General features: G+C 59.3%; 15 protein-coding genes. 3 read left to right on the forward strand and 12 right to left on the reverse strand.

From position 1 onward, the window contains the following. Nucleotides 1-34: 34 nt before the first annotated feature. The 10 genes from RAZWK3B_RS17965 to RAZWK3B_RS18010 all read right to left on the reverse strand — a co-directional run bounded on the left by RAZWK3B_RS17965 (nucleotide 35) and on the right by RAZWK3B_RS18010 (nucleotide 10,523). Nucleotides 35-1,387 carry an amidase gene (locus RAZWK3B_RS17965; protein ID WP_007817663.1) on the reverse strand — a complete coding sequence of 451 codons (1,353 nt, stop codon included), beginning with the start codon at nucleotides 1,385-1,387 and terminating at the stop codon, nucleotides 35-37. 16 nt (nucleotides 1,388-1,403) lie between these two features. Further along, nucleotides 1,404-2,510 carry an ABC transporter ATP-binding protein gene (locus tag RAZWK3B_RS17970; protein WP_007817665.1) on the reverse strand — a complete coding sequence of 369 codons (1,107 nt, stop codon included), beginning with the start codon at nucleotides 2,508-2,510 and terminating at the stop codon, nucleotides 1,404-1,406. A 71-nt stretch (nucleotides 2,511-2,581) separates the two neighbouring features. Next, nucleotides 2,582-3,805 carry an ABC transporter substrate-binding protein gene (locus RAZWK3B_RS17975; protein WP_037296232.1) on the reverse strand — a complete coding sequence of 408 codons (1,224 nt, stop codon included), beginning with the start codon at nucleotides 3,803-3,805 and terminating at the stop codon, nucleotides 2,582-2,584. Between the two features lie 65 nt (nucleotides 3,806-3,870). Next, on the reverse strand, nucleotides 3,871-4,626 hold the full coding sequence (locus tag RAZWK3B_RS17980; protein ID WP_007817668.1) for an SDR family NAD(P)-dependent oxidoreductase: 756 nt from the start codon (nucleotides 4,624-4,626) through the stop codon (nucleotides 3,871-3,873). Beyond that, complete coding sequence (locus RAZWK3B_RS17985) at nucleotides 4,623-5,339, reverse strand: SDR family NAD(P)-dependent oxidoreductase (RefSeq protein ID WP_007817670.1); 717 nt, start codon at nucleotides 5,337-5,339, stop codon at nucleotides 4,623-4,625. Before RAZWK3B_RS17985 ends, RAZWK3B_RS17980 begins: the two co-directional genes overlap by 4 nt. Next, the gene (locus RAZWK3B_RS17990; protein ID WP_007817672.1) at nucleotides 5,336-6,187 is read right to left on the reverse strand and encodes an ABC transporter permease; all 852 of its coding nucleotides are present in this window, start codon (nucleotides 6,185-6,187) and stop codon (nucleotides 5,336-5,338) included. Before RAZWK3B_RS17990 ends, RAZWK3B_RS17985 begins: the two co-directional genes overlap by 4 nt. A gap of 3 nt (nucleotides 6,188-6,190) precedes the next feature. Next, nucleotides 6,191-7,057, reverse strand: coding sequence for an ABC transporter permease (locus RAZWK3B_RS17995; protein WP_007817673.1), 867 nt, complete (start codon nucleotides 7,055-7,057; stop codon nucleotides 6,191-6,193). Continuing rightward, nucleotides 7,054-8,139, reverse strand: coding sequence for an ABC transporter ATP-binding protein (locus tag RAZWK3B_RS18000; protein ID WP_007817675.1), 1,086 nt, complete (start codon nucleotides 8,137-8,139; stop codon nucleotides 7,054-7,056). Before RAZWK3B_RS18000 ends, RAZWK3B_RS17995 begins: the two co-directional genes overlap by 4 nt. Before the next feature lie 237 nt (nucleotides 8,140-8,376). Next, the gene (locus RAZWK3B_RS18005; protein ID WP_157132311.1) at nucleotides 8,377-9,441 is read right to left on the reverse strand and encodes a GntR family transcriptional regulator; all 1,065 of its coding nucleotides are present in this window, start codon (nucleotides 9,439-9,441) and stop codon (nucleotides 8,377-8,379) included. Beyond that, complete coding sequence (locus RAZWK3B_RS18010) at nucleotides 9,357-10,523, reverse strand: ABC transporter substrate-binding protein (protein WP_198133307.1); 1,167 nt, start codon at nucleotides 10,521-10,523, stop codon at nucleotides 9,357-9,359. Before RAZWK3B_RS18010 ends, RAZWK3B_RS18005 begins: the two co-directional genes overlap by 85 nt. Before the next feature lie 370 nt (nucleotides 10,524-10,893). Between RAZWK3B_RS18010 and RAZWK3B_RS18015 the strand changes: the two genes are divergently transcribed. The 3 genes from RAZWK3B_RS18015 (at nucleotide 10,894) to RAZWK3B_RS18025 (ending at nucleotide 15,951) form a co-directional block, all read left to right on the forward strand. After that, nucleotides 10,894-11,862: an AraC family transcriptional regulator gene (locus RAZWK3B_RS18015; protein ID WP_007817680.1), complete on the forward strand. Its 969-nt coding sequence runs from the start codon at nucleotides 10,894-10,896 to the stop codon at nucleotides 11,860-11,862. A 96-nt stretch (nucleotides 11,863-11,958) separates the two neighbouring features. Beyond that, nucleotides 11,959-13,986, forward strand: coding sequence for a hydantoinase/oxoprolinase family protein (locus tag RAZWK3B_RS18020; RefSeq protein ID WP_037296233.1), 2,028 nt, complete (start codon nucleotides 11,959-11,961; stop codon nucleotides 13,984-13,986). 3 nt (nucleotides 13,987-13,989) lie between these two features. Further along, nucleotides 13,990-15,951 carry a hydantoinase B/oxoprolinase family protein gene (locus RAZWK3B_RS18025; RefSeq protein ID WP_007817685.1) on the forward strand — a complete coding sequence of 654 codons (1,962 nt, stop codon included), beginning with the start codon at nucleotides 13,990-13,992 and terminating at the stop codon, nucleotides 15,949-15,951. A 193-nt stretch (nucleotides 15,952-16,144) separates the two neighbouring features. On the opposite strand, the gene RAZWK3B_RS18030 is transcribed toward RAZWK3B_RS18025, so the two are convergent. Together RAZWK3B_RS18030 and RAZWK3B_RS18035 are read right to left on the reverse strand one after the other, a co-directional pair. Next, the gene (locus RAZWK3B_RS18030) at nucleotides 16,145-17,494 is read right to left on the reverse strand and encodes an ATP-binding protein (protein ID WP_007817687.1); all 1,350 of its coding nucleotides are present in this window, start codon (nucleotides 17,492-17,494) and stop codon (nucleotides 16,145-16,147) included. Beyond that, nucleotides 17,491-18,150 carry a response regulator transcription factor gene (locus tag RAZWK3B_RS18035; RefSeq protein WP_007817689.1) on the reverse strand — a complete coding sequence of 220 codons (660 nt, stop codon included), beginning with the start codon at nucleotides 18,148-18,150 and terminating at the stop codon, nucleotides 17,491-17,493. The genes RAZWK3B_RS18030 and RAZWK3B_RS18035 overlap by 4 nt, the downstream gene beginning before the upstream one ends. Nucleotides 18,151-18,291: the final 141 nt, after the last annotated feature.

An 18,291-nucleotide genomic window follows, 5' to 3' on the forward strand; every position in this document is an offset into this window, starting at 1 on the left:
CCTCTTCTTTGTTTCAGTCGATGTCAGCGCGGCACTAGCCGCGGATGATCTCTTCGCAGCTCAGAGCGGCGGCCAGCAGGGCTGTGTCTTGACCGGTCGGGGCTGACAGCAAGAAGCCCGTCGGCATGCCATCGGCATCGGTGCCGTTGGGAATGGAAACGCCACACCAATCTAGGAAATTGCCCAGAGAGGTGTTGCGCAGCGCCAGGCCGTTGTGGCGAAAGAAAACCTCTTGATCCGCTTCGAGCGGCTCGATCTCCATGGCGGTGGTGGCCGTGGTCGGGCACAGCACGATTGACCGGCCTATTCTGGCCGCGGTCGACGCCATCATGCGGGTGCGGGCCTGTTGCAGTAACAGAACGTCAACCGCGCTCATGCTCTCGGCCAGCCTGATGCGGCGCACGACGCGTGCATCCATTTGAGCGGCTGCAGGGCCGCACACCCGCTCGCGATGCAGCGCCAGCGCTTCCGCACCGGCCAGAAAACCGTGCTCGACGATCAGGTCGGTCAGTTCCGACAGTTCAGGAAGCGAGATGCGCTTGATCCTTGCTCCCGCAGTCTCGAGCCTGTCCACGGTCGCGTTGAAATTGGCCGCGACCGATGGCGCAAGCCCATCCAGAAAGATCTCGTCCGGAATGATGAAGGACAATCCATCGACATCTGCGGGCTGCGCCTCGGGGGTGTCTTTGCCGCGCAAGACCGCGTCGAACAAGGCACAATCTGCAACCGTGTGTGCCAGTGGCCCGATCGTATCGAGGGATTTCGCCAGTGGATAGACCCCGTCCATGGGATAGCGGCCCGAAGAGGTCTTGTAGCCCACCACGCCGTTGAAAGAGGCCGGGATACGGACCGAGCCGCCCGTATCCGTGCCTATCGAGATAGGGACGATCCCGGCCGAAACGACAACGCCAGAGCCCGAGGATGACCCGCCCGGGCTGCGTCTTTGACCGGTGGGGGCATGTACATTGCGGGGCGTGCCGTAATGTGGGTTGAGACCGATACCCGAAAAGGCGAATTCCGTCATGTTGACCGTACCGGTGCTGATCATCCCGGCCCTGTGGGCTGTTGCGATCACCGGTGCGTCGGCCTTCGCTGGTGTATCGGTTCTGGTGACAATTGCTCCGGCGGTGGTCACACGGCCTTTCAGGTCAAACAGGTCCTTCCACGCCACAGGCACACCATCCAATGGGCCTGCCGGCAACCCCGACTTGAACCGCAAGCGCGAAGCCTCGGCCTCGGCCATCGCGCGATCGCGGGTCGTTTCGATATAGATTGCGGTGTCGCCGTGCTGTTCCAGACGGTCATAGACCTCTTCGGTCAATGCGACGGGATCAAGTTTTCCCGAGCGCAATCCCTCTGAAATATGCTGTGCGGTCGTGTAGGCCATAAAAATTGCCTTGCCCCTAGTTGTCGATCACGGTGGCATTGGAGGGGTTCCACGCGACAAAGGCGCGAGACCCGGCTTTAAGGCGGTCGCGGTACTTGTCCACATGCCCTTCGACATTGATCTGATTGCCATCCGCGAAGCGCACGATCATATGCATGATATGGCCGACGATCTGCAGCTTCTCGATTGTGCAGCTGATGGCGTTCGATCCGAAATTCGCGCGCATTTCGTCTTCCGGCACGTCGGCGGGAACAAGATCCACGGCCTCGGCCGGCAGGATGATGCTCATCTCGCGGCCTGCATGGATATCGACGCCCGCGCGGTTCGCACCGGTCAGATGGCCAAAGGCTGTTTGGAGGATCACATTTCCATCTTCCTGCCCCACGACGGTTCCCGGCAATATGGTGTTCGAGCCGATGAAGCGGGCGACGAACTGGCTGCAGGGGCGTGTGTAAAGCTCGCGTGGGGGGCTGATCTGTTCGATGCGGCCCGCGTTCATCACGACAATACGATCAGACAGTGCAAGGGCTTCGGATTGTGCATGTGTCACGAAGACAAAGGTGATCCCGAGGTCGCGTTGCAGCAGTTTCAATTCGTTCTGGATGCTCTTTCGCAGGTTCGCATCGAGCGCGCCCAGGGGTTCGTCCAGCAGCAGGATGTCCGGTTCGACAACCAGTGAGCGGGCAAGGGCGATCCGCTGACGCTGGCCACCCGACAGGCGCGCGGTCGGCATGTTCGCAATCGCGCTCAGGCCCAGCTTTTCCAGGATCTCGTCAACCTTGCGATTGGCTTGGTCGCGCGGCATGTTCTTGACCTCAAGGCCGAACAGCACGTTCTGGCGCACGTTCATATGCGGGAAAAGCGCATAGTTCTGAAAGATCATCGAGGTGGGGCGCTTCTCGGGGAGTTGGTCGTTGACCCGCTTGCCGCGGATCATCAGATCGCCTGACGTGATCGTTTCAAACCCGGAAATCATCCGCAGGGTCGTGGATTTACCACAGCCGGAAGGGCCCAGAAATGCTATGAATTCCCCTTTCTCGACATCCAGATTGAAGTCGATGACGGCCGGTGTTCCATTGTCATAGGTCTTGTAGACGTTCGCGAGCTGAAGATCATAGGCCAAGGGAAATGCGTCCTGTTCCTGGGAAAAGGGAAGGGGGGTTCAGCCGGCGGGCCGGCTGAACCAATGTCAATTCATGCAGAGAGGAATTCGTCCCACTTCTGAATGAGCAGGTCATACTCATCGGGCCACTGGTGCCAGTAGGCCACGTTGGCGGCGCGCTCTTCGAGGGATCCACCATCGCGCAGATCTCCTTCCTTGATGCCACGCTCGGTTTCACCAACCCACGGCTTGCCTTCGTACCAGAAGGCATATTTGTCAGGATCCATGACGTTCTTGACGTTCGTTGTGGGCGAATAATAGCCCTGCTCGGACACGGCGATCGCGGGCGGCCCGGACAACCAGTAGTCGGCATAGGCCGCTACGGCTTCAAGGTTCGGCGACGTCTTGAGCGGGGCGACACCGATCGCCCAGCCACGGTAGCCGCTTTTCATGGTCGCGTAGGAACACTCGACACCTTGTGCCTTCACGGCCATCACTGCGGGCTGCCATGCGTCTGCAATGACCATCTCACCGGATGCCAGCAGGTTCACCAGTTCGCCGAAGTCGCCCCAAAGCGCGCGGAACTGTCCTTCTTTCTTCTTGGAGATCAGGAACTTGGCAGCTTCTTCGATAGCGGCGGCATCCGGGTTGCCGGGGTTTGACACCTCGAGCAGGTTCAGTTCGTTCATGGCTAGGACGGCTTGACCGAAGGCGATCAGCGGGTCCACGTTCAGGCCGGTCTTGCCCTTGAATTTCGGATCGAAGAGCGACGACCAGTTGGAGGCTTCTTCCGCATCCACCAGATCGGGACGATAGCCGATGGAGTCGTAGTTGTAGACCGTCGGCACCATGTTCAGGCGAGTCTGGCTTTCATCCTCCCAAATCTGGCCGACAATCTGCTGATTGAGCGCCCAACGGTCGGACGGTGTGGTGAAGGTTTCGCGAATTCCCGCCCAGTTCGCGAGGTCCGAAGCGGCAACAGGCGCAAGCTTGTCCGTGGCCACCATCGCCGCAAGACGCTCGCCGATGATTTCCCAGCAGTCATAGGCATCGGAGCCGGACAGAATTTCGGTTTGGGTGTTGGGGAAGATATCCGCCTTGCCGCTAACCGAACCGACGCCGGATTTTTCCTTGAAATCGTTCAGGATACGTTCCTGCACGGTCACCGAAAGACCAACGGTCCGCAACTCCTGGTTGGCGAGGTTCGCCGCGAATGCCTGCTGTGCGCCAAGGAAGGGCATGCCGCCCGCCGCGAGCGCGGCAGAGCCTGCCGTGGCTTTCAGAAAGTTCCGTCTTGAGAAATTTGAGTGTGTCACTTTTCTTCTCCATGTTGAGGTCGTTTCGTCTTTGGAAATTGGGAAGTCTTTCTTCCCTTCCGTGTTCAGTAGCGCCCGACCATAAGCCCACCATCCACGGTAATAACCTGACCTGTCAGATATCTCGCGGCGTCGGACGCGAGGAACGCCACGACATCCGCAATGTCATCCGGCAGGCCAATGCGGCCAAGTGGAACGATATCGCCCACTGTTTTGGCTCCCTCGGGTCCAAGGGAGTGTTTCTCTGACAAAAGCTGAGCCGTCCGGATATATCCCGGCGCAACGCCATTCACCCGCACGCCGCTTCGGCCCAGTTCAACCGCAAGGCCGCGGACCAGACCGACCACCCCGGCCTTGGCCGCTGAGTAGTGCACATGCTCATCCCAGCCATAGGCGACGCCCATGATCGACGAAAGGCAGACGACCGCCCCCTTGCCGCGCGCTTTCATGCCGGGCACGGCTGGCCGGATAACGCGAAGCATCCCCTTGAGGTCGATATCAAAGGTGTGATCCCATTTCTCGTCCGTCAGTTGTTCCAATGGAACACGGTGCGCGATGCCTGCATTGGCCACGATCGTGTCTATCCTGCCAAAGCGCGTTTCGATGTCCTTTACCACCGCATTGGCACGATCGGTGTCGCGCACATCGAGATGCTGGAACTCCGCCTCGCCTCCGGCCTTGCGGATCTCCTGCACGATGCTGCGGCCTTCGTCCTCGAGAATGTCGGTGGCGATCACATGATCACCGCGCGCGGCAAGAGCTTTGGCGGTGGCGCGCCCTATGCCGATACCGGCGCCCGTGATCAGAGCAACTGATTTCATAGCATTACGTCTCCCGAATTTGGTGAAAGCGTCTGACCGACATAGATGCGCGCCGCGTCGGAACACAGGAATGCAACCGTTTCCGCGACATCTTCGGGTTCTCCAAAGTGGCCCAAGGGAAGTTCGGCGGCTTTTGCCGCGCGCCATTCCTCGGAAAGCGCGCGCACCAAAGGTGTATTGATCGGACCGGGGGCCACAGCGTTCACGCGTACGCCTTGGGTTGATACCTCGCGGGCCAGTGCCTTGGTCATCCCGATGATCCCGGCCTTCGCCGCGGAATAATGGACCAACTCGATCCCGCCGATCTGTCCAAGTTGCGAGGCCATGTTGACCACGCAGCCAGATTTCCGGGCAAGCATGTGGGGCAGGACCGCGCGCGTGCACAGGAACGTGCCGCGCAGATGGACGGAAATCATACGATCGAAATCGACAGGGTCGAGATCGATAAAACGCGATTGGTGCACATGGCCTGCATTGTTGACGAGGTGGGTCGGCGCACCGAACTCTGCAACACATGCCTCAAGCATGCGGGCCACGTCCTGCTCGTTTGAGACATCGCCTTGCACTGCAAGCCCACCGATCTGTGCAGCGGCCTCGTTCGCGGCGTCGGCATTGTAGTCATTGACCACGACATTATAGCCCAGCCCAGCAAGCTTTGTGGCAACCGCAAGGCCGATCCCTGATCCTGCGCCAGTGACGATGACCGTATTCATGCGATATCTTCCTGCATGGCCATTTTCTTTGCGCGCCGGACGCTCAGGCCCATCAGGATGCCGTAGACCGCCAAGAGCGCGAATGAGAACAGTGTTGTCATGACCCCGAAGGCAAAGATGTTGGGATGGATCTCGACCGAGAAGGTGCCGTAAATCGCAAGCGGCAATGTCTGGTCGCGGCCCGAAGCGAAAAGGGTGCGCGGAAATTCATCAAAGCTGAGCGTGAAGGCGAAAAGCATGGCCGACAGAACGCCCGGGAAGATCAGCGGGAACGTCACCTTGCGGAACGTGGTGATGGGCGAGACGCCAAGCGACCACGACGCCTCCTCGACAGAGCCATCGAAGCGGTTGAGGATCGCCAGCATCACGAGGAAAGCGAACGGGAATGTATAGACCACATGCGCCAGGAAAGCCGTGCTCCACCAGTGGCGCTCGATACCGACCACGTTGTTGGCCAGCAGCGATGTGCCAAGGCCGGTGAGAACACCCGGAACCATCATCCCGAGAACGATCAGGTAGAAGACTATACCAGCGCCCCGGAACCGTTTGCGGAAGGCCTGCGCGGCCATGACGCCAAGAACCGTTGCCGTGACCATGGTCATGAAGGCCAGTGTCAGCGAGCGAACAAGAGCCTCACCAACCGGCAGCGGGGCAATGCGTGATGGCGGGGTCAGCCCGAAAAGATGCTGATACCAGTAAGTGGACCATTCGATGATCGGAAACTGCGGCCCCCCTTCGGGACCCTGCTGAAAGGACAATATGCTCAGCACGATGAAGGGACCGTAGAGAAACAGGATGAACAGGCCGACATAGACTGCGAGGATCGGTTTGAGGATCTTGGATTCCATCGCTTAAATCTCCCGCTTCAGATCGACGATGCGCAGAAATCCTGCCACCACGATGCCCAGCAGGATGGTCAGGATCACCCCGACAACCGATGCCATGGCCCATTTCAGCGATCCCACCTGGGTCACGATGATATTGCCCAGAAGGTTCACCTTTCTTCCGGACAGGGCGCCCGATGTCGCGAATTCGCCCAACACCATCACGCTGACGAAGATCGCGCCGACCACGACCCCGGGCAAGCTGAGCGGAAAGATGATCTTCCAGAAGATCCGTCCGAACCCGGCACCCAAGTCGCGGGCAGCCTCGATGATGTTGCGATCGATCCGGCCTAGCATGAAGGCGATCGGCCCCACCATGAAGACGACATAGATCTGCGTCATGCCGATGATGACCGAAAGTTCGGAAAACAGAAGAACCTCGATCGGCGTGTCGATAAGACCGACTTTCTGCAGGATGATGTTGATCGCCCCCTCCTTGCCCAACATGGGGCGCCAGGCCAGCACCCGGATCAGAAACGAGGTCCAGAAGGGGATCACGCACAGCACGAGAAGGACTGTTGCAACCGTCTTGCTCTTGACCAGCAAGCCCACATAGAGAGCGGCCGGATAACCGATGATGAAGGTCATGGTAAGAACGATCAGCCACAGCCGGATCGTGGTCCAGAGTGCACCGACATAGGCCTCCGAGCCGAAGAAGTTCCGCCAGCTGTCCAGCGTCAGTGTCGAATTTATCGCGAAGGTCGTCTGCGTCCAGAATGAGACGTAAACGATCATCATGATCGGTGCGACCAGGAACAGGATCATCCAGACGACGCCGGGAGCAAGCAGCTGGAACGTGGTTGCTTTCTGCCGTTTGCCAATTGCCGCACTCATTGTGCTGCCTCCTTGCCAAATACGATCGCCTGCGCGGGATCCCATGAAAGAATGTAATTCTGTCCGACGCTCAGATCGCGTGGCTCACCCAGACTTAGGTGATGATCGACCTCGACTGTCTTGTTGTCTTCGGTTTCAAACAGAAAGATGATCGAGGATCCGAGATATTCGCTCGCGAGGTAGCGGACAGGTAGCGCCGGCCCGGGCAGTTCTGAGGCATCCGTGTCGAATATCCGTGTCCGGTCATACCGGATCGCGTAGACATCGCTGTCGTTGGCACGCACAGAAGACACAGGTGCTGCTCCGAAGGCGCCATGGAAGCTGCCGTCCTTCAGGGTTCCCTCGAAGAGATTGAAGCGATTTAGAAACAGCGCGACATCCGAAATGATCGGGCGGTCATAAATCGCATCCGGTGTGTCGTATTGCACGATCCGGCCAGAATCCAGCACCGCCACCCGGTCGCCCATTGCCAGAGCTTCGGTTTCGCTTCCCGTCACATGTAGGAAGGTCACATCAAGCCTTTCGCGAATGGTCCGCAGTTCCGTCTGCATTCTCTCGCGCAAGTTGGCGTCCAGTGCCCCAAGAGGCTCGTCCAGCAACACCAGTTTCGGCTGCATCACGAGCGAGCGCGCCAATGCAACACGCTGCTTCTGGCCACCCGATATCTGATCCGGATTCCGGTCTTCCAGACCAGCAAGACCGACCATGTCGATCGAGGCCCTGACGCGATCCGTGATCTCTGCGTCCGGCACTTTGGTCGCCCCATTGCGCAAGCCGAAGGCGACGTTCTCGAAAATGGTCACGTGTGGGAAAAGTGCGAAATTCTGAAAGACAAAGCCGATTCCGCGCTCATGAGCCGGCAGATCGGTGATGTCATGACCCTGAAACCAGATGCGGCCCGTATCCGGCGCTTCAAATCCGGCGATCACGCGCAAGAGTGAGGTCTTGCCCGACCCTGATGGCCCCAGAAGTGCGATGTAGCTGTTGTCCTCAGCTACGAAATCTATGCCGTCAAGCGCAGTCAGATTGCCATATCTGCGCGTCACTCCCTCCAGCCGGAAAATGGGGTCGCTTTGCGTCATAAAGCCCTCTTTTCGTTGTGAACCCAAGCAACTCAGCCGCCGCACGACCTGCTTGTGGAGTGCTGCAACATGGCCTGAACACAAAATGTATATCGTATGAAATGACTAATTGGGACCTATAGCAAGAGCCATCTTTTCCCGAATAGTTAGCGAATTTTGCCCCAATTTCCGAAAATGTTAAGAAAATCCACGGGTTTTACAGGAAAAATAAATGAATATCGCGTTCCAAATACATTTTTAAACTCTGTTCAGATATTTGGGGATCGATTCGCTTTCGGGTATCAGGGCCACGATCTTGAGCCTTGCCAGACTCTTGTACGACAGTATGCGCAAATGTTCTTTCAAATATTCAGTCGAGGCGCTTGTCTGTCGTGATCCGATCAGATGGAAAAGAGCGCCGTACTGATCCAGAGCGACCGTGTCCACCGGCAAACCAAGGTCGCTGAGCGCCTTGTCCATCGCAGACAACAGCAAGCGATTGTTGTCGATGATTTCCACCAGAGCACTGTTGGGAGCCTTGCGAAGACAGTAACGCATCAGCGCATCCTCCAGTTCGGCCGCGTCCTTTGCTTTGCCACTCTCGATCTGCCGGCAGATCCGCGTGATCTGAGAATGGTCGATGAAATCGGTCGCCATCCGCAGGGCTTCCGGTTCCATCAAGCTGCGAAGCTCGAACTTCTCGCGCAGGGTCCGGGCGGTCAGTGGCCCGGCAAGCCAATGCGAGGTTGCCCCCTTTCGGATCAACCCCCGTTCATTCAGGCGGCTCAGGACATCTCGGGCGACGGTTCGGCTGACGCCGAGATGGTTTGCCAGCTCGGTTTCGACCACCCGGAATTCACCGAATATCTGACAGGCCGCGATTTCCGCTTCGACCTTGTCATAGACCCGGAGCCATGTCCCTCGCACGGCCAAGGCCGAGCGCGAGGCAGGGGGAATGTCGAAATCGAATTCCTCCAAGGGTTTCCGGATCGGTTTCAGGTTGGCGGACGGTTGTCCGACCAGATAGCCGCGTCCCCGGAACCGGTGTATCAAACCCTCGGCGTTCAGCATGCGCAGCGACGCTTGCACCGGAGCGCGGCTGGTTTGCATCAGCTTTGCGATCGGGCCTTCGATCAGAACAAACCCATCGGGCAGGCGCCCCGACACGATGTTATATCGCAAGACCCGGCTGATCGTTTCGTACAGGGGCTCCTGTTCAAGGCTGTTGGGTTTCGCGGTCATTGTCCGGACGTTCCCAGGCTTGTGATGAACCGGTTCCAGGCGCGCGCCGCGTAATTGTATTCGTCCATCACCGTATTCCACAACGCGATCCGACTGACACGTTCGCGGTAGGCTCCGCCCGCGCGGCGTTGACCCGCGCGAACCACGATTCTTCCATCAGGCCCTTTCAGGTCGCATCGGGCGATCTCTCCTTCATACCAATAGCCCCATTCCTCAGGGCTCAGGTATTCGCGCACACCATCGGCATTCGTCATGTAATGCCCCTGACGCGCCATCACCGCCCCCGCCGGACCCGAAAGCCACCAGTTCAGATACTCATAAGCGATATCCAACTGGCTACCCGAAAGGTGCCGCGCGAGTGAAGCGCCCCCGTGCCAGGCGCGATACCCTTCGCGTGGCACGCTTTCGCAGAAGACGCCCTGCATATGCCCAAGATTGCCGTAAGAGGGGGACCACATGCTTTGCACCGAGACCCGGTCGGCGCGCACCAGCGCTTCGGCCTGATCGGGAGACACCCAACTGCCCACAAAGAACCCCTGTTGCCGAAGGGTTTCCAATAGGGCCATAAGGCTGTCGATCTCGTCAACGGTCATGTTGCCGATATCCTCGAACGTCAGGTCTCCGTTCGACTCGGCGGCCAGAGCCGCGTCAAAGATTCCGATCGCGGGTTCATCCACCAGAGCGATCCGCCCGCGCGCCCGGCGGTCCAGTAACCACGCCCAGCTCGAGCCCTCGGGTCCCTCATCCCCGAAAAGGCGGCGGTCGAAACCGAAACTGTCGACGTTATGGGCTGTCGGCAACATGCTGACCAGCGGCATCGGTTGCTGGCCCAATGTGCCATCCGGCTGAACATAGAGCTTGCGCACCGGGGCGTCGCCATGGCCCTGCCAGGTATATTTGCTGATGCCACCCGTCTTGGCGAGATCGCCAATTTTGTCCCATTGGAGAATGCGCCGCGTGTCGATCGGCTGCAGCGCGCCCCAGTACCAGACGATATCCAGATTATGAAAGCATTGCTCATAAATGTCGTAGTTCGAAGGATCCATTGCTGCCCGATGCTGGCAGGTCAGGAAGTCAAGCGATTCATGGTGGATTTCAAAGCCAAGGTCCGCCTCGGCCAACTGCCGCACTTCCTCCAGCAAAGTGACATCGGTACCGCGCACACGAAGGACCCGCCGTTTCACCTGGGCAGGTGCCGCTGGTTTTTGTGAATGACGCAGGTCGGCATGCATTGGAGCGCTTTTCCCAATTGAAACGTACCGGACATCGGCACAAGACGTGCAGCATGAGGCCCCAAAGGCGCCCGCTGTGCAAGTCCGCATCGCGCCGTTTGGCACGCCACCTTGGGGCATCCTTGGGCGTTCTTGGCGCATGCACCAGACGAATTGCAAGCCCCGGCACTCCGCATCCCCGGAGATGAGGCCACCAAACTTTTGTGCGCAAATCACCTATTTTGCCTTGTGGCTTGGGGTAAGGTTTACCCTAAGATGCAATGGCCGGTATTTGCGAGAAGCCGTCCGACAGGAGGAAAGGATGTTTTTTTCTACCGACCACGGAAGCGCCATCGACAAGAACAAAGTCTGGTCACGAACGATCTCGGAAACCTATTTCCCGCTTTCGGTTGAATGCCGGGACGCCACGCGTTTCAGGGGGTCTTTGAAGTCGTGGGGGCTTGGTGTGATGGGCCTGTCCGAGATGGAATGCGACGGCGTCATGTACCGCCGAAACAAGAGCCATTTCCAAGAGGAAAAGGACAACAGCCTGCTGATTACGATCCCCCATGTCGCCGAGGTGCGTTTCCATCAGGCGTCACGCCATACGCGCTGTGCGCCAGGTGGCTTTTTGGTCGAACAGGGCGACATGCCATATGAATTCTCTCACAGCCAGCGCAACAAACTTTGGGTGCTGAAGGTGCCCACCGCCAGTGTACAGTCGCGCGTTGGGCCGACGGAGCGGCTGAGCGCGCTCACATTTGATGCGCGCTCCGGGATCGGATCCTATTTCGTCGGCGCCGTGCGGAACACGATCGAAAGCATTGATGTCATCAACGATGCCGCGCGTGAAATGGCCGGGCAACATCTGCTCGATCTTCTGTGCCTCTCGATGCGCAGCGATGATCGCATTCTCGACAGTTCCGTGTCGACGATCCGTGCCGCCCATCTGCAGCGGGCCGAGCAGTTCATACGTGATAACCTGTCAAACCCCAATCTGGGGCCGCAAATGGTGGCTGAGTCCTGCGGCATATCTCTTCGGTATCTGCAGGGTTTGTTCGCCGAAAACGAGTGCTCTGTCGCGGGCTATATTCGTGACAGGCGGCTGACCCGCTGTCGCGAGACGCTGGAGATGGTGCATGACACCTCCACGATGGCCCAGATCGCGCAGAAATGGGGCTTCTACGATCAGGCCCAGTTCTGCAAGCACTACCGTGCCAAGTTCGGCTGCACGCCGACGGAGACACGCAAGCAAAGGCGTTCGGCTGCATGCGCCCGCCCCGACATGTGACGAAAGTTCGATGAACATCCTGCACTCTTGGTTTCGCAGGCGAACGGTATCGCTTGCCGCGTGTTCGGCAGGTGTGAAAAAGGATAGGAAAAACTGATGACAAAGACGAGAGTTGCAGTAGATGTTGGGGGGACGTTCACCGACGTTTGTATCATGGACGAAGAAACCGGGCAGATCCGGATCGAAAAGACACCGTCCACCCCCGATGATCCCATGCGCGCCATCCTGACTGGCGTGTCGGATGCCAAGGTAAGCCTGTCCGACGTCACCATGTTTTCACACGGGACCACGGTGGCCACGAATGCGCTGATCACACGCAAGTTGCCGCGCGCGGCCATGGTCTGCACCGAAGGTTTCCGCGATGTCGTCGAGATCCGCCGCTCGAACAAGGAAGACCTGTGGGACACCTACAAGGACGTTGCCAAACCCTACATTCCGCGAAGGGACCGTCTGACCGTCAAGGAACGCGTGGACGCTGCTGGAAAGATTATCCAAGAGCTTGACGAGGATGGGGCACGTCGCGTTGCCGAGATCCTGAAAAAGCGCGATGTGAAGGCGGTCGCCGTTTGCTTCATCAACTCGTATGTCAACAGTACGAACGAAGTGCGCATGCGGGCGATCCTGCGCGAGGTGATGCCGGATGTGCATATCTCGATATCGTCAGAAATCATGCCCGAAATATTCGAGCATGAGCGGTTCTCCACAACGATGGTCAATGCCGTCGTGTCGCCGGTTGTCGTCGATTACGTCTCGCGTCTCAGCGACAAGCTGACGGACGGTGGATACAATCGAGACCTTCTTTTGCTGCACTCGGGCGGCGGGGTAATGACACCTGCCAGCGTCAAGGATTTCGCGGCGCGTCTTGCGGGGTCCGGCATCGCGGCAGGGGCCATCGCCAGCCGTTTCATCGGCAATCTGTGCGGCTATGAGAACTCGATCGGTTTCGACATGGGCGGGACCAGCACAGATGTGTCGCTGACCTACCGCGGCGAGTCCACGGTGACGAAGGACTGGTATATCGAATACGGCTATCCGATCCGGTTTCCCAGCATCGAGGTGCTGACAATCGGGGCCGGCGGGGGATCCCTGGCCTGGAAGGACGAGGGGGGATCGCTGCGCAACGGGCCACAATCCGCCGGAGCCTATCCGGGGCCTGCCTGCTACTCCAATGGCAACGAGGTGGCGACCAACAGTGATGCCAATGTTGTCCTGGGCCGACTAGGACACAGCCTTGCCGGCGGCGACATCACTCTTGATCCTGCACTGGCCGAAAAGGCTGTGCGCGAGACAGTCGCAGAACCTTTCGGCATGGAACTTCACGAGGCGGCCGAGGCGATCATTGACGTGGCCAACGCCAATATGGCCAACGCGGTGCGCCTTCTGTCGATCAGCCGCGGACATGACCCGCGGGATTTCGCGCTGATCGCCTTCGGCGGTGCAGGCGCCCTGCATGGTGCTGCGGTGGCAAAAGAGCTGTCCATTCCTGTCGTGATCGTGCCGCCCAACCCGGGCGTCACCTCGGCGATGGGATGCCTGCTGGTCGATATCCAGCACGACTTTTCCGACAGTTTCATGGCGGATGCAGCGACCACGACGCCGGAAGACCTGGAAGCCGCATTTTCAAGGATCGAGAAAGAGGCCGTGGCACGGTTGCGCCACGAAGGTGTCGCGCCCGAAGACACCGTTTTGCAACGCTCGGTCGAGATGATGTACCAAGGACAGTGGCGGTCGCTTTCCGTCTCGGCTCCGTCCCCGATCACGAGCACGAAGGACCTCGTGCAAGGGTTTCACAACGAGCATGAGCGCGAATACAATTTCCGTCGCGAAGACGCACCCGTCAGTATCTTCCGTGTCGGCGTCAAGGCGACCGGCATCGTGCAGAAGGCCAAGCTTCCGTCCTTCGAGGTCGTCAAGCACGCACCCGAACCATCAGGCACCCGCGCGGTTTGGTTCAAGGGGGAAAAATGCGAGGCCGCGATCTATGACCGCGCCAAGATGAAGGCGGGGGCTGAATTTACCGGGCCCGCCATTGTCGAGCAGATCGACTCGACAGTCGTCGTGCCGCCCAAGGCTACGGCCAAGGTCGACCAATACATGAACATTCTTATTCGCGTGAAGGACTGAGGTATGAACAGCACAACCAATCAGGAACTGGACCCGGTCACATTCGAGGTTCTCAAGAACTCTTTTATCACCTCGGTCGACCAGATGGCTGAGCAGATGCTGCGGACTTGCTATTCCTTCGTGATCTACAACCGTGATTTCTCGAATGGTCTGCATGACGCCGAAGGGAACTGCGTTGCGCAGGGCAATTCTGACATCGCGGTGCACGTCGGAACCTTGCACTATACCTGCAAGGACGTGATCCGTGTTTTCGAAGGCGATATGTATCCCGGCGATGTCTATGCGATCAACGATCCATATGCAGGCGGTACCCACTTCAGCGACGTGCGCCTGATCCGCCCGATCTTCGACGAAGAACAGCTGATCGGTTTTTCGCAGTCCAACGGGCACTGGTCCGATCTGGGTGGCTCCGTTCCGGGGTCGTTCAACGTCGCGGCGCATGAGATGTTCGGTGAAGCGGTGCGGATCACACCTGTCCGGCTGTTTCACAAGGGCAGGTTCTGTGCCGATGTAGCGAATATGATCGCTGCCAATACGCGCGATCCCGCGTCGATCATCGGCGACATCCATTCACAGGCCCAGGCGACACAGGTGGCCGAACGCGAACTTCAGCGACTGGTGGCCAAATATGGACGCGATCAAGTCACCCAAGGCATGGGCGCGGTGCAGGACTATGTCGAACGCGCGGTGCGTCAGCGCATATCGGACTTGCCTGACGGGACTTGGGAGGCCGTGGATTATATCGACCGTGATCCGGGTGCCGGCGAGGGAATGATCCCGATCCACATCAAGATGACAATCAAGGGCGACCGGATCGTTTATGATTTCGAGGGCAGCCATCCGACCATCTCGTCGATCTACAACTCTGCACATGGCGCAACGTTTTCGGCCGTGGTTGCCGGGATGAAGACATTTTTCCCCGACTTGCCGCTCAATAGCGGGTTTTATCGCATGGTCGAGGTCAAGGCTCCCAAGAACAGCGTCGTGAGCGCGGAATGGCCCGTTGCGGTGACGGGCTTTCTGATGCCGTTCGAAAAGATCATGAACGCGATTTTCGAAATGTGGTCACAGATCATGCCGGAGCGCGCCATCGCCTGTGCCTTCAACCTTGAATATCTGCTCGCCGGTGGGAACGATCTGCGCAAGCCCGGCAAACCCATCTACATGTTTTACGAGTGGTTGCCCGGTGGCTGGGGCGGGCGCAATGGCAAGGATGGAAGCGACGTGACAACCGCCTGTTTCGGTACCGGCTTGATGTCGCAGCCCTCGGAAGGCAACGAGCGCGTGAACCCGACGCGCGCCGATGAATTTCAGATCAAGCAGGACAGTCCTGGCCCCGGCAAATGGCGTGGAGGTGCTGGCGTGATCAAGGCGTCGACATTGCTGGAAGCCGAAAACACGGTCATGTCCTATATCTGCGACCGGGAACGCGCTGTGGTCTGGGGCGTCGAAGGTGGGTTGCCGTCGATGCCGCACGGTCTGATGATCGAGCACGCAGACACTGGCGAGGAAAAGTGGCTGGGTTCCGTATTCTCTAATTACAAGATCAAGAGCGGCGACAGGTTCACACGGCCCACTGCCGGGGGTGGTGGCTATGGTGACCCACTGGAGCGCGACCCGGAACGTGTCCGTCAGGATGTGATTGACGAATATGTTTCGGTCAAGCGGGCAGAACTCGACTATGGCGTGGTGATCAAGGTGATTGACGCCGACATGCTGGAATACGAGATCGACCAAGCCGCGACCGAAAAAGCCCGAGCTTATATTCGCCAAAACCGCGTGGGCTGGGCTCGGATGGACCCCGAGATCGTGTCTCGCATGTATCAGAACGCCGAAATCGACGAGATGGATGCGGTTCGCAGATATGCCGTCATTCTGGACTGGGGGACAGGCGAGATCATGGAGAACTCGACGCGGCAGTTCCGGGAGAGCTTTGAGAAGCGTTCCGTCGCGCATTGGAGCTGACATTGCCATGGCCCGGCATGTCCTGCCGGGCCATGTGCATTGGTCACGGCTGTCCAAGAAGCCCCGTCTATGAAGCGGGCAGGGCGCTCGTCTCGCACAGACATGTTCCTCGCCCCCGAAAGCAGGCGATCCGGCAAATGGTGCAGGGGCGTGTCACCGACCGCTTGCCTGACAGCACTTCAAACCTTGTGGGTCAGTCCTGCGAGGGCGTGCCGGGAACCATAGGCAGTCGGATCGATGCCTGAAACCCGTCGGGCGCATCGGGGCGTGGTGACACCAGAACGAGGTCGCTTCCGATCCGCTCGGCGATGGCCGTGACGATGGCCAGACCCAGCCCGCTGCCCTCACTACTGGCGTTCGCGCGCTCGAAACGACCCGCCAGTCGGGCGATCGCGTCGCGCGGTACGACCGGGCCGTCATTTGCCACGCTTAGAAGACCGTCGCTTGTCAGGCTCACCTCGACCGGAGTGGTTTCCGCGCCATGGCGCAAGGCGTTCTCCACAAGGTTTCGGCACAGGATGCCGAAAGCGTCGGGGTGGATGTCCGACAGGACAGGCCTGTCCGGCAGATTCAGAACGATGCGCCCCGGCGCGCAGGCGCGCGCCATATCCTCCACCATGACCCTCGCGATGGTCCTGATATCGGTGCCCCGGTCCGTTCTCAGCTGCCCGCCTTCCGCCCGCGCAAGCTGCATCAGGCGCTCGGAAAGCCGGGTCAGCCGCTTGAGTGTCGTTTCAATTTCCCGAGCGCGCGCGTCAATCGCCGGATCACGTGTTTCGGATCGAATGCGCTGGGCCTGCCCGATGGCGCCCGCCAGAGGCGTGCGGATTTCATGGGCTGCATTGGCCGCAAAGCTGCGTTCGGCCTCGAAGGCGTCGCGCATCCGGGCAAGCAGCCCGTTGACCGTTGCCGCGAGGGGCGACAGCTCTGCCGGCAAGCCCTCGGCGGGGATTTCCGACAGGTCGCGTGCGCTCCGCGTCTCGATCCGCGTGCGGAAATGGCGCAGCGGCGCGAGACTGAACTGCACAGTCAGAATGATGGCCACCAGCGCCACCGGCAGCACGATCAACAGTGGCAGGCCGAATCCAACCTGGATTTCGCGCGCGACCTCGGCGCGATGCGTCAGCGGTTCGGCTACCGTGATCCGGATCGTCCCCCGCAGCGCCGCATCACTATACAGGCGATGAGTGGCGGTCTGCTGAAACCCGGTCCCGTCATAGGGTGGGAAAATGGCCGGATCGGCCGCATGGGACTGCAGAAGAACGCGCCCTTCGCTATCGCGCACCACATAGGTAAAAAACTCGTCATGCGCGCGGATCGGGGTCAGTCGCTGCGTTATTCCCTGATCTTCCCGACCGACGATGTCGGTTACCGCGAGCGGAAGGATGCGCTCTGCGGTTTCGCGCAGGGCGCTGTCAAAGACCTCGTCCATCTCGCCGCGGATCGTGACAGCCGTCACCGTCGCAGCCACAAGCCAGAGGATTGTCAGCACAAGGCCAAGCGACAGCGCAAGCCGGGCCTGCAGGCTTGTCGGCCATCTCATGGGCGCCCCAGACGGTAACCCATACCGCGCTCGGTTTCGATGATCCCGGCTCCCAGTTTCTTGCGCAACCGGCTGACATGCACTTCGATCGTGTTGCTTTCCACCTCGGCGCCAAATTCATAAAGCTTTTCTTCAAGTTGCGCCTTCGACAAAAGCTGCCCGGGACGCGCAAGAAAGGCCTCGAACAGCGCCCATTCTCGCGCTGTCAATTGCACCGGCTTGCCGTCGCGATGAACACTGTGCGCGGCAAGGTCGACGTCGATGGGGCCATGGCTGATGATCGGGTTTGGGTTGCCACAATAGCGCCGCGCGACCGAGCCGATCCTTGCGGACAATTCGGCAAGGTCGAAGGGCTTCACGAGGTAGTCATCAGCACCCGCGTTCAACCCCTCGATCCGATCCGTGACCTGATCGAGGGCGGTCAGAATGATGACCGGCGTAACATCGCCCCGCAGTCGCAACGCCTTCAGAAATCCGATGCCGCGTCCATCCGGCAGCATAAGGTCAAGAAGGATCAGGTCATAAGACGTTGCGCGCAGCGCATCATCCGCAGCGTCAAGCCTGGTGACCCAATCAACCGACCGGCCATCCGCCGCAATCTGGTCACGCACGGCCGCGCCGAGCGTCGTATCGTCCTCGATCAGCAGGATGCGCATGGATGTTCCTTCCGTTTCGATGATCCAGCTTTGGCGGCTGCGGCTGACGCAAAGCTGACGCTTGCGGGAACACCTCTTCAGGTTCCTGTCAGTATGGTGAGGCTTAATGCCCCTGAACAGATGCTCCACATTGAGTTTGTC

This window comes from Roseobacter sp. AzwK-3b, assembly GCF_000170875.1.
GTDB lineage: Bacteria > Pseudomonadota > Alphaproteobacteria > Rhodobacterales > Rhodobacteraceae > Roseovarius > Roseovarius litoreus.

Coding starts and splice junctions, on each gene's coding strand:
- RAZWK3B_RS17965 (WP_007817663.1), bottom strand. CDS start 1,387: ATGGCCTACACGACCGCACAGCATATTTCAGAGGGATTGCGCTCGGGA.
- RAZWK3B_RS17980 (WP_007817668.1), bottom strand. CDS start 4,626: ATGAAATCAGTTGCTCTGATCACGGGCGCCGGTATCGGCATAGGGCGC.
- RAZWK3B_RS17985 (WP_007817670.1), bottom strand. CDS start 5,339: ATGAATACGGTCATCGTCACTGGCGCAGGATCAGGGATCGGCCTTGCG.
- RAZWK3B_RS17990 (WP_007817672.1), bottom strand. CDS start 6,187: ATGGAATCCAAGATCCTCAAACCGATCCTCGCAGTCTATGTCGGCCTG.
- RAZWK3B_RS17995 (WP_007817673.1), bottom strand. CDS start 7,057: ATGAGTGCGGCAATTGGCAAACGGCAGAAAGCAACCACGTTCCAGCTG.
- RAZWK3B_RS18000 (WP_007817675.1), bottom strand. CDS start 8,139: ATGACGCAAAGCGACCCCATTTTCCGGCTGGAGGGAGTGACGCGCAGA.
- RAZWK3B_RS18015 (WP_007817680.1), top strand. CDS start 10,894: ATGTTTTTTTCTACCGACCACGGAAGCGCCATCGACAAGAACAAAGTC.
- RAZWK3B_RS18020 (WP_037296233.1), top strand. CDS start 11,959: ATGACAAAGACGAGAGTTGCAGTAGATGTTGGGGGGACGTTCACCGAC.
- RAZWK3B_RS18025 (WP_007817685.1), top strand. CDS start 13,990: ATGAACAGCACAACCAATCAGGAACTGGACCCGGTCACATTCGAGGTT.
- RAZWK3B_RS18030 (WP_007817687.1), bottom strand. CDS start 17,494: ATGAGATGGCCGACAAGCCTGCAGGCCCGGCTTGCGCTGTCGCTTGGC.
- RAZWK3B_RS18035 (WP_007817689.1), bottom strand. CDS start 18,150: ATGCGCATCCTGCTGATCGAGGACGATACGACGCTCGGCGCGGCCGTG.